Genomic DNA, 11,845 nt, shown 5'->3' with positions numbered 1-11,845 from the left:
GTTGTGCGTTGTCTGCTGTTCCAGCCTACCCGAGGCACGGGATGAACCTGCGATGCGGAAGCCGCAGCAGCAACCCTTCGGGGCCCGCCGGAGTTGTCCACTTAGCGGGATTCCGGCGGGCCGCCGGAGGATTGTGGCCCCTAGCGTTGACTGCAGCGGGCGCGAGAAAGGAATCCGGCAATGCTGCTGCAGTGCACTCTCGTCGGAGAGGCAGGCTCGGCGATCCTTGCTCCACTGGAGCTCTCCGTCGGTGTGGGCGTCGGCTGTTCCGGCGCCGCTCTACAGGACGCACTAGCGGGAACGTTCGGTACCGCCCGGCTGAGGATCGGAGGGACACTGCTTGGTAGCCTCACCGTCGGAACCTTTCCGCTCGTGAACGGGGCCGTCCTCGTTGACGGACGCCCGGCGTCGCCCCCGCCGCGGGGCGACCGAGCACCCGGCGGCCGACCGGCGTCCTCTGGCGCGCCGCTGCTGCTGGCCGTCCTGAGCGGACCAGGCGCCGGAACGGTGCTGCAGCTGCGCCGGGGGAGCTATCGGATCGGCCGGAGCGGGACGGAGTTGGCTCTTCCGGACACTGAACTTTCCCGGGAACACGCACGGCTGGACGTTTCGGACTCGGGTATCACCGTGGTCGACCTGGGCAGCGCCAACGGGACACGAGTCGACGGCCGGCGGGTGTCGTCCGCCCCCGTGTCCACCGATTCCCTGATCGGCTGCGGCAACTCGACGCTTGCCGTCCTGTTCCGCGAGCAATTGCCGGGCAAATCCGGCCCGGGAATGCCGGGGTTGGAGGCCGCCGGCCGCGACACGTCGGAGCAGTTGCGGGTAACCGGCCCGGGTCCCGCCGGCCCGAGGACACTGTTGGTGCCGGCGGTGGTCGCGCCGCTCGTCGTCGGAGTCGCACTGGCCGTAGTCACGGGCATGTGGATGTTTCTGGCCTTTACCGCCATGTCGGCGGTTCCGGCACTGGTTCCCGCAGTGTCCGGCCGGAAGCAACACCGCGAGCTGAACGCCGCCGTGGCAGCCGCGGTCCGGCTGGACCAGGAACGACGACGGCAGGCCGCGCCGTCGGCGCCCGAACTCCTCCTCGGGGCGGCGAACCCCGCTGACACGGCGGCCCCGGCTCCCATCCCGGCTCCTCAGCCGGCAGAGGCCGGGCCGGTGTGGTTGCGCCTCGGGCTGGCCGAGCAAACGGCCAAGATCAGGCTGGAGCCGGCCGATCCCGGTTTTCGAGCCCCGACGGCCGGTCTCTTGCCGCTAACTCTGGATCCTTCGGTGCCGACCCGGCTGGAGGGACCGCCGCAGGCCGTCGCCGGGCTGGTCCGATTCTTCGTCATGCAGCTCGCCAGCTACCCGCGCGGCGGCCGCACCTGGATTCATCTTCACGGCCCGGCAGCCTCGATCCCGCTCGCCGCCCGCTTCCTGGCACGGGTCTCGCTGTCCGCCAGCACCCACGTCACTGCTGCCACACTGACGGCGGGTCCCGGCCCAGGCTGCGAACGGGGCGTGCTGATCCTTCTACCCGGAACCACGGACCCGGCTAGCCTGCTTGCGGAGGCGTGCCGGCTCGGTTGGCAGGTGGTCGACTGCTCGTGTGCTGCGTCACCCGCAGCGGGCCAGACCGTGACCTTCGCCGGCTGCCACGGCCGGCTTACCTGTGGTAGTGCCGCGATAGATTTCCTCCCCGACCAGGTGCCGGACGACGTCTTTGACCGTTTCTGCCGGCAAACGGCGGCCGCAGACGGTCCGGTCGGCGCACCGTCCGCCGTCCCGGCGTTGTGTTCCCTGGACGACGTCCTGCCGCTCTCGGAGGCGGATGTTTCACTGCGCTGGGCAGCGGACGGCCGGTTGCCGGGGCGGTCGCCCGGGCTACCGGTTCCGGTCGGCCGCGACGCGGCCGGAGTTCTGCGGATCGATCTACAGGCCGACGGCCCCCACCTGCTCGTGGCGGGAACAACCGGGGCCGGCAAGTCTGAATTCCTGCGCACGCTCGTGGCGGGGTTGGCGGCGTGCTATCCGCCGGACCGGGTAAGTCTCCTCTTCGTCGACTTCAAGGGCGGCTCCGGCCTGGGACCGTTGTCCCGTCTACCGCACTGCGTCGGGCTGCTCACAGATCTGGATAGTTACGAAGTGGACCGGACGCTGGCCTCGCTTAGGGCAGAAGTCCGCCGGCGGGAGGAGTTGCTTGCGGAAGCCGAAGTGCCCGACCTCGCCTCGTACCAGGCACGCGCCGTGGACTTCCCCGCACTCCCGCACCTGGTTCTGATCATCGACGAATTCCGGATGCTGGTGGAGGACGCGCCTGCGGCGTTGACGGAACTCATGCGTATCGCCGTAATCGGCCGTTCCCTGGGGATCCACCTGGTCATGGCCACGCAGCGTCCGCAGGGCGCACTCACCGCTGACATCCGTGCCAACGTCACCAGTTGCGTGGTGCTAAGGGTCCAGTCCGAACTCGAATCCGCGGACGTTATGAACTCCCGGCTCGCCGCCACCATTCCGATTGCGCTCCCGGGACGCGCGTATCTGGTCCGCGGCAACGGCGCCCCTGAAGAATTCCAGACTGCTGTTCTGGGTGCGACGCCGCCCCTCCCGGCCGCGGGCACCGTGACGGTGATGACCGCACAGGCGCTGCTGGACCAGCCTCAAGCTGCTGCGCCGACGACTACAGACCAAGAGCGGAAGTCCACCCCGGTGGAAGCCGCCCTGCCCTTCGTCGAACTCGCGTCGCGCCTGTGGCACCTGCAGGGCGGAGCCCCGACCAGGCGGCCGGTCGCCGAACCCCTGCCGCCGGTACTGACATTTCCTGCTCCGGCCGCGGCGCCGGCGCCGGCGCCGGCGCATCTGGGTCTAGGCACGCCCGCGGTCCGGGATGTCATGTTAGGCGTCGTGGACCTACCGGAGCAGCAGCGAATCGGCCGTCTCAGCTGGAACCCGGACCTGCACGGCCACCTCGCACTGATCGGCGGCACGCAGAACGCGGTGCGCGGTGGTAGCCTCCAAGCACTGCGTCTTGTCCTGGACCAGTTGGAGGGGGCAGACGTCGAATCGCATCTCTATCTTCTCGACGGGGATGGGGCTCTGGCCCGCGCCGCGACTTCGCCCAGGGTGGGGGCCTGGGTAGGCCCGCAGGAGCCGCGCCGCGCGGTCCGGGTGCTCGCCCGCATAGCCGAGGAAATGACCCGGCGGCTGGCCGCACCGGTCGCCGGCAAACCTGTGCCGCTGGTGCTTGCGCTGCACAGCTGGGGATCGTGGGTTTCGGAATTCCGCTCTGGTCCGCTCGCCTGGGCCGAGGATCTGGTCCACGACATCATCCGGGACGGTCCCAAGGCGGACATCACAGTGGTTCTCTCCGGCGAGCGGGAGTTGGTGACTGCACGGTTCTTTGCGGCGCTGCCCAACCGGGTCTATTTCCCTCTCGGGTCTACGGAGGAGAGCCGGCTCGCGTGGCCGCCGCTTCCGCATCTACCCGATATTCCCGGCCGCGTTGTGGTCTCCGGCATGTCGGACGGGAACCGGGTGTCCGGCGAACGAGGGATGTCCGTCGGGAAGTCGGGCCCGGCAGCGATCGGGAGAGCACTCGGGAACGGGCTGCAGGTAGCGCAGCTCTACGAGCCCCCCGAGGACGACGACGCCGCGCCGTCCGGCGGCCGGTGCACCAACGAGATGCAGAGCCGGCCGTTCCGGATCGAAGCGCTGCCGGCCGTAGTGACCGCGGACGAAGTCCGGTCCCGGCTCGGGCCGGCCGACGGGCCGGCCCGCAACGCACCGGCAGCGCGTGCGGCGCGGTCCCCGGATACCCGTCTCTGGATCGGTGTCAGCGGCGATGAGCTCCTGCCCGTCAGCCTGACCTTGCCGCCCGGCGGCGTCCTTGCCGTCCTCGGCAGGGCCGGTTCCGGAAAGACGTCCCTGCTCCGCGCGTTGGGGCGGCTGAACCCCTCAAGGACGTGGCTGGCGCCGCAGCCGGGAGCTGGCCAGGACGACTACTGGTCCGGGGTTCTGGCGCAGGCCGGGGCCGGTAACCTGGACAGGTCCGCAGTCCTCCTGGCCGACGACGTGGACTTGTGCGGCAGGCAGACCAATGATTCGCTGCTAGAGCTCAACAGCCTGGGCTGGACGGTAGTGTTTTCCGCGGGATTCGGCCCGGCTCTTCCGCAACGCGTTCCGCTGGCGCTACCGGCCCGCAGCCAGGGAAAGGGCATCCTGATCGGCCCGCGGAGCCTGATGGACGGGGACCTCTTCGGCGTCCGCTTCGAGCCGGAGTCCCGTCCGCCGGCGGGACGCGCCGTCGTGATCTCGGATGGCGCGGCCACGGCGGTGCAGTTGGCTCTGGCTCCGGAGCAGAGTCGGTGAGCCGGTGGCCTACAGTGCCGGAGGCTGGCTGCCTGCCCGGGACGCAAAGGAAATCACGCGTTTGTCGAACAACAGCACGATGGCGACGCCGGCGGGCAGCAACATCGCCAGACCGGCGAGGGGGTAACCGCCGGTCAGGGTCGGAAACCCGATGGTGAGCATAAATAGCTGGGCGACCAGGGCGCCGGCCCGCGGCCAGCGATAGCCGCGGAAGAGGAAATAGCCCACGGCGAAAAGCCACGCCGAAAAAGCGAGCAGGAGGCCCAGGGTAAAGACCGCCCCCCAAAAGGACAGGACCGGCGCCCCGGTCAGCAGCTGGAATCCGTACCAGCCTGCCGCCACCAGCAGCGCCATGGCCTCAAGGGCGGCAACAATCGCGATGACGGTGATTCCCGCGGGCCGGGCCGCGAACTCAGGGCCGGCAGCGCCGGCCTTGTCGCCGGCAGCGTCGGCCTTGTCACGGGCCTTGTCGTCGGCGGAATCGGCTGGGTTCACAGGGGGTCTTGACACACTGGCACACTACCCGACATAGTCGGACAGACTTGGGGGTTCCGCCAGTCAATGTGATGCATCGCTCACGATCTGGCGACATTTCGCAGGCAAATACCCCTTGTTTACACAGCGTTAACATGACACGCTTAATCCAGATGACCGAGGGGGCCCACAGGGCCCTTTTCTTATGTAGCGCCTAGTGAATAATTTCACAAGAGGCATTTAACGAATTCCCAGGAATGGAGTTACTGATCAGCATGGATTGGCGTAACCGCGCAGCGTGCCTTGACAAGGACCCGGAGCTGTTCTTCCCCGTAGGAAACACGGGTCCCGCCCTCCTGCAGATTGAGGAAGCGAAGAGCGTCTGCCGGCGTTGCCCCGTCGTGGACACCTGCCTCCAGTGGGCCCTCGAATCCGGCCAGGACGCAGGAGTCTGGGGCGGCATGAGCGAAGACGAACGACGCGCCCTGAAGCGTCGCGCGGCCCGCGCCCGCCGCGCCTCCTAAATTTTCAGCCGGTGACCCGGCTAAAACGGCCCCGGACCGCTGGTCCGGGGCCTTTGCCTTTGCCTTTGCCTTTGCCTTTAAGCCGCTGTGCTCAGCGCGGAGCCAGGCTGAGGACCACCTTCACAGCAGTTCCGCCGCCCTCCCGCGGCTTCCACTGGATACTCCCGCCCAGTTCACTCGTGACGAGCGTGCGCACAATCTGCAACCCCAATCCTTCGGCGTAGGACCCTGCAGGCAGCCCGACGCCGTCGTCCGCCACCGTCACTGTCAGCAGTTCCTCGCCGTCTTCGCTTTCCGAGCGGTCGGCGAGCAGCCAGACCGTTCCGGCCCTGCCAGCGAGCCCGTGTTCGACGGCGTTGGTCACGAGTTCGTTGATGACCAGGGCCAACGGCGTCGCGAAGTCGCTTGGCAGCTCGCCGAACAGCCCGGACCGCTGCGTCCGTACCTGCTGCGAAGGTGAGGCCACCTCGGCTGACAAGCGGAACTGGCGTCCGATCAGCTCGTCGAAGTCGACGCTCTGGGCCAGGCCCTGCGAGAGCGTTTCGTGGACCAACGCGATGGTGGCGACCCGGCGCATGGCCTGTTCCAACCCCTGCTTGGCTTCATCGCTGACCATCCGGCGTGACTGCATGCGCAGCAGCGCCGCCACCGTCTGCAGGTTGTTCTTAACGCGGTGGTGGATCTCGCGGATCGTGGCGTCCTTCGTGACCAGCTCCAGTTCGCGCCGGCGCAGTTCCGAGACGTCGCGGCACAACACGAGCGCCCCGAAGCGCCGCTCTTCGTCGCGCAGGGGAATCGCCCGCAAAGACAGACTCACGCCGCGGGACTCGATCTCGGTGCGCCACGGCATCCGACCGGTGACAACGAGCGGCAGGGTTTCGTCCACCATCCGCCGGTCCCGCAGCAGCCCCGCCGTGACTTCGGCCAGCGACCTGCCTTCGAGCGATTCGCCATCACCGAGCCGGCGGAACGCGGACACGCCGTTGGGGCTCGCATACTGCACGATCCCTTCGGCGTCGAGCCGGATCAGCCCGTCCCCGACGCGCGGCGCCCCGCGGCGCGACCCGGTGGGCGAGGCAAAGTCCGGCCACAGACCCAGGGTGCCCATGCGCAGCAGGTCGTAGGCACACTGGCGGTAGGTCAGTTCCAGCCGCGAGGGCATCCGCGAGCTGGAGAGATCCATGTGCGAGGTCACCACTGCCAGCGTCCGGCCGTTGCGCACCATCGGCACGGCCTCGACTCGCATGGCCGTGTCGCTGCTCCAGTTGGTCTCGTTGGAGCGCTCGATCGTCCGGGTCTCCCAGGCCTTGTCGACGAGCCTTTTCAAATCCGACCGGATCCCCTCCCCCACGAAGTCGGCGTGGAACACCGTATGCGTGGTGGAGGGGCGGACATGGGCCAGCGCCACGTAACCGAGCTCCGGGTGCGGGAACCACAGGGCAAGGTCGGCGAACGCGAGGTCGGCGACCATCTGCCAGTCCCCCACGAGCAGGTGCAACCACTCGGCATCCCCCGGCCCGAAATCAGCATGCTCCCTGATAGGGTCCGTAAAGATTGCCACAGCACCTCCATTTGCGACGTCGGGACGGCAGTCCCCTAGCGTCGAACGATTGACCTCAAGAGCCTCAATGCTACCGACAGTGAGGCCATGTCATCGGCCTCGAGCGCGTTCACCTCGTCGAACATTGACTTCGCCCGGCCCAGCTGGTCGACATTCTGGCTCTCCCAGGCCGCCAGTCTTTCGTCAGACGCCATTTCCGGCGGCGTCGCCTCCAGAACCGCGGTCGTCATGTCCGAGACGGTCGAGTACAGATCGTCGCGGAGAGCCGCACGGGCCAAGGCCTGCCAGCGGTCCTTGCGCGGCAGCTTGGTGATGCGCTCAAGCAGCGAATCGGCGTGGAAGCGGTTGAAGACTGTGTAGTAGACGTGCGCGATGTTCTCCACCGGCTCGGGGCTGACGTGCACGATCTTGGCAATGTCCAGCAGCACGAAGCTTTCGAACAGCTCGGCCCAGCGTTGCGCCAGATCCTCGGGAAGCTCCCAGCTCCGTGCCTTCTCGAGCCATTGCGACACCCGCTCGCGGTCGTCGCCGCGCAGGTAGTCCAGCAGCCTGGCCCGCATCGGATCCATCAAGGGCTTGAATTCTTCCACGATCTCGACGATCGGCCGTGCAGCGCTGCCCTGGCTCAGGATCCAGCGGACCGCGCGGTCCAGCAGCCTCCGGATGTCCAGATGGACGGTGCTCCAGTGCTCGGTCGGGAACGACGCCGGCAGTTCGTTGAGCTCGGCCACCATGACGTCCAGCTCGTAAACCTCGCGGAGGGCGACGAAGGCCTTGGCGACCGCGGCTTCGGTGGCGGACGTTTCCTCCATGGCGCGGAACACGAAAGTGATGCCGCCCATGTTGATCATGGCGTTCGCGACTACGGTCGCGATAATTTCGCGGCGCAGCGGGTGGGTGTCCAGATCGGCGTCGAAGCGTTCCCTTAGCTGCTTCGGGAAGTAGGCACGGAGCGTCTCACGGAACCACGGGTCCTCCGTGAGGTCGCTGTCCCGGAGTGCGGCGGCGAGTTCGATCTTGGCGTAGGCGGCCAGCACGGCGAGTTCCGGCGAGGTCAGCCCCTGGCCCTGTTCAAGGCGTTCGCGCAGCGTCTCAGTAGTGGGGAGCGCCTCCAGTTCTCGCTTGAGGTCGGCGGATTTCTCCAGCCAGTCCATCAGGCGCTCGTAGCTGGGGCTCCATTCGGCAACGCGCATCCGGTCGTTGAGCAGCAGGATGTTCTGGTCGGTGTTGTCCTCGAGCACCAGCCGGCCTACTTCCTCCGTCATCGATGCGAGGAACTCCGCGCGCTCCGCGGGGGCCAGTTTGCCGGCGGCCACCATGCGGTCCACGAAGATCTTGATGTTGACCTCGTGGTCGGAGCAGTCCACGCCCGCAGAGTTATCAATGGCGTCCGTGTTGAGGATGACGCCCTGCAGTGCCGCCTCGATGCGTCCGCGCTGGGTCATGCCCAGGTTGCCGCCCTCGCCGACCACCTTCACGCGTAGTTCGCGGCCGTCGACGCGGATCGCGTCGTTGGCTTTGTCGCCGACCTCGGCGTTGGTTTCGGTGCTCGCCTTGACGTAGGTGCCGATCCCGCCGTTGTAGAGCAGGTCGGCCGGGGCGAGGAGGATCGCGCGGAGCAGTTCCGGCGGGCTGAGCCGGGTGGTGCCTTCCGGCAGCCCGAGCGCCGCCCGGACCTGCGCGGAGACCGGAATGGATTTGGCCTGCCGGCCGTAGACGCCGCCGCCTTCGCTGATCAGCGACTTGTCGTAATCGTCCCAGGAGGAGCGGGGCAGTTCGAAGAGCCGCTGCCGTTCCGTGAAGGCGGCTGCCTCGTCCGGGGTCGGATCCAGGAAGATATGCCGGTGGTCGAAGGCCGCGAGCAGCCGGATGTGCCGTGAGAGCAGCATGCCGTTGCCGAAGACATCGCCCGACATATCGCCGACGCCGACGACGGTGAACGGCTCGGCCTGCGTGTCCAGGTCCAGCTCGCTGAAGTGCCGTTTGACTGATTCCCAGGCGCCGCGGGCAGTGATGCCCATCCCTTTGTGGTCGTAGCCGACGGAGCCGCCGGATGCGAACGCGTCGCCGAGCCAGAAACCGTACTCGGCTGCGAGGCCGTTGGCGATGTCGGAGAACGAGGCAGTTCCCTTGTCCGCGGCGACGACGAGGTAGGAATCGTCGCCGTCGTGTCTGACGACGTCGGCCGGCGGGACCAGCGTTTCGCCCTCCGCGGTGGTGACGAGGTTGTCGGTGATGTCCAGCAGGCCACGGATGAAGGTCTTGTAGCTTTCGACCCCCTCGGCCATCCAGGCGCTGCGGTCCACGGCCGGATCCGGCAGCTGCTTTGCGTAGAAGCCGCCCTTGGCGCCGGTCGGAACGATCACGGCGTTCTTGACGGTCTGTGCCTTGACCAGGCCGAGGATTTCGGTGCGGAAGTCCTCCCGGCGGTCCGACCAGCGCAGTCCACCGCGGGCGACTTTGCCGAAGCGCAGGTGAACGCCCTCGACCCGCGGTGAGTAAACCCAGATCTCGAACATCGGCCGCGGGAACGGCAGGCCGTCAATGCCGGAGGGGTCCAGTTTGAAGCTGACGTGCGTCTTGTTCTGGTAAAAATTGGTCCGCAGCGTGGCCTGGATCAGGTTCTTGAAGGTGCGCAGGACGCGGTCGGCGTCGAGCGTGGCGACCTGTTCGATGGCCGCGTCGAGGGCGGCGGCGACCTCGTCCTGGCGCTGTTCGCGTCCGGCGGCGTCCAGCGCAGGGTCAAAGCGGGCGGCGAACAGCGCAGTCAGACTGCGGGTCACATCGGGGTTGGCCAACAGTGTGTCTGCCATGAACTCGAAGGAGTTGGTGTTTCCCATCTGCCGCATGTATTTGGCGTAGGCGCGCAGCACCACCACCTGGCGCCACGGCATGCCTTCACGCAGCACGAGCCGGTCGAAGCTGTCCGATTCCACGGCGCCGGACACGGCTGCACCAAAGGACTCACCAAGCAGGGTCCCGGTGCGCTCCGGGTCCACCCCGGCCGGGTACTTAAGGCCGAGATCGTAAAGGAAGAAATCGCGGTGGTCGGCTGTCCCGATCTCGAAGGGACGTTCGTCCAGGACCTCGAGGCCGAGATTGTGGAAGTACGGCAGGATCTGGCTCAGGCTCTTGGGCTCGAGCATGTACAGCTTGACGCGGGCGTCTTCTTCGAGCGTCGTCCCCGCGCCGTCAGGCAGGTAGACGTGCACGCCGGGCCGCTCCCCGCCCGCGTGTTCGGCTGCGGCGCCGTATTTCTCGAAGCGGGCGATGTCCTCGAGTGCATCCTCGACCTCGTAGTCGACCCGGTAGCCGGCCGGGAAGGCTTCGGCCCACAGGCCGGCGAGCTCCTTGGCGCCGTTCTCGCCGTCGCCGTCGGCCCCGGCGCGCAGGACCTCCGTGATGCCTTCGCTCCAGGACCTGGCGGCACGGACCAGTCGCTTCTCCAGCTCTTCGCTGTTGACGTGGCTGACGTCGGCGTCCTTGGGCAGCCGGATCCGGAAAAACAGCCTGGCGAGGGCGGACTCGGTCATCCGCGCCTCGTAGTCGATCGAGACCGCGTCGAAGGTCTCCCGCAGTTCCTCCTCGATTCGCAGCCTGACGTTGGTCGTGTACCGGTCACGGGGAAGGTAGACGAGTGCGGACATGAAGCGGCCGTAAATATCCGGGCGGAGGAACAGCCGGGTCCGGCGGCGTTCCTGCAGCCGCTGGATGCCGGTGGCGATGGCGGCCAGGTCGGGAATCTCGATCTGGAAGAGCTCATCGCGCGGGTACGTCTCGAGGATGCCGAGCAGGTCCTTGCCGGAGTGCGAGTCCGGCGGGAAGCCGGCCCCCCGCAGCACGGCATCGACCTTTTCGCGGACCACCGGAATGTCCCGGACCGAGCCGGCGTAGGCGGTTGTCGCGAACAGGCCGATGAAGCGCCGTTCCCCGTTGACGTTGCCCGCGGCGTCGAAGCTTTTGACGCCGACGTAGTCCAGGTACGCCGAGCGGTGCACCGTGGAGCGCGAGTTGGCCTTGGTGATCACCAGGGCTCTCCTTTCGCGCGCCTTTTTTCGTCCCGTTTCGGTCAGGTGCTGAATCTGGTGGCGGGTGTCGGTGCTGCCGCGCAGCAGGCCGAGGCCGCTGTCTTCCCGGAGTTCCAGCACATCCTCGCCGGAGTCGTCGCGCAGGTCGTATTCGCGGTAGCCGAGGAAGGTGAAGTTCCCGTCGTCCAGCCAGCGGAGCAGTTCCTGGGCCTGGCGGAGTTCAGCGATCTGGGCGGCATGGGCCACCCTGTCGAGGTCCGCGGAAATTTCGTGCGCCTTGTTGCGCATCTTCGGCCAGTCCTCGACCGCGGCGCGGACGTCGCCGAGCACCCGGGAAATGCCTTCGATCAGCTGCTCGCGTTTTGCGTCGTCGACCCGGTCGATTTCAACAGCGATCCACGACTCCATGTGGGAGGCATTGTCGCCGTCGGCAATCAGGTGCGACAGCTTAGGCATCGCCGCCGTATCGCCGCTGGAAATCCCCAGGTGCGAGGGCACACGTGCGACTTTGACCAGCCGGCCGGTCTCCCGGTTGCGCGTGACAACGAAGAGGGGGTGCATCACCAGGCGGATCGGGGACTTCTGCCGGACAAGTTCGGCGTTCACGGAGTCCACCAGGAACGGCATGTCGTCGGTGACGATGTACACGACGCTGGACTCGGCCTCATCGGAGATCAGAATTTTTGCGACGCCGGGCCGCCGGTGATCTGCCACCTGCAGATGCGTCTGCGACCTCGCGGTCAGCACTTCCCCGCCGTAAGCGCGCGCATCCTCCTCGGCGAGGTGTTCGAAGTAGTCCCCGAAGTAGCCTTCACTGGCACCGACCGAAACGGGTTGATCCTCCACGCTGGACCCAGACGACATCGACAAACGCCTCCATCAAGAAGTTCTTGGCCGCACCGTTG

5 protein-coding genes are annotated in these 11,845 nt (G+C 67.3%); 2 read left to right on the top strand and 3 right to left on the bottom strand.

Annotation, left to right across the window (positions count from 1 at the left end; genetic code table 11):
• Positions 1–180 precede the first annotated feature (180 nt).
• The gene (locus ABIB14_RS00095) at positions 181–4,353 is read left to right on the top strand and encodes an FtsK/SpoIIIE domain-containing protein (RefSeq protein WP_354233197.1); all 4,173 of its coding nucleotides are present in this window, start codon (positions 181–183) and stop codon (positions 4,351–4,353) included.
• A 9-nt stretch (positions 4,354–4,362) separates the two neighbouring features.
• Here ABIB14_RS00095 and ABIB14_RS00090 read toward each other — a convergent pair whose 3' ends face one another.
• Entirely contained in the window at positions 4,363–4,707 is a 345-nt protein-coding gene (locus tag ABIB14_RS00090) for a hypothetical protein (protein WP_354233525.1), read from the bottom strand.
• Positions 4,708–5,102: 395 nt separating this feature from the next.
• Here ABIB14_RS00090 and ABIB14_RS00085 point away from each other — a divergent pair, with 395 nt between their 5' ends.
• A complete protein-coding gene (locus ABIB14_RS00085; protein ID WP_003804966.1) occupies positions 5,103–5,351 on the top strand; it encodes a WhiB family transcriptional regulator in 249 nt (82 codons plus the stop codon).
• A 91-nt stretch (positions 5,352–5,442) separates the two neighbouring features.
• Here ABIB14_RS00085 and ABIB14_RS00080 read toward each other — a convergent pair whose 3' ends face one another.
• Together ABIB14_RS00080 and ABIB14_RS00075 are read right to left on the bottom strand one after the other, a co-directional pair.
• Positions 5,443–6,912 (bottom strand): sensor histidine kinase, encoded by a 1,470-nt coding sequence (locus ABIB14_RS00080; protein ID WP_354233196.1) that lies wholly within the window; start codon positions 6,910–6,912, stop codon positions 5,443–5,445.
• A gap of 35 nt (positions 6,913–6,947) precedes the next feature.
• Entirely contained in the window at positions 6,948–11,804 is a 4,857-nt protein-coding gene (locus tag ABIB14_RS00075; RefSeq protein ID WP_354233195.1) for an NAD-glutamate dehydrogenase, read from the bottom strand.
• Between the last annotated feature and the right edge of the window lie 41 nt (positions 11,805–11,845).

The sequence above is a fragment of the Arthrobacter sp. UYEF3 genome, from assembly GCF_040546245.1.
In the GTDB taxonomy this organism is placed as follows: domain Bacteria; phylum Actinomycetota; class Actinomycetes; order Actinomycetales; family Micrococcaceae; genus Arthrobacter.
This window is presented reverse-complemented; position numbering and strand designations above follow the sequence as displayed.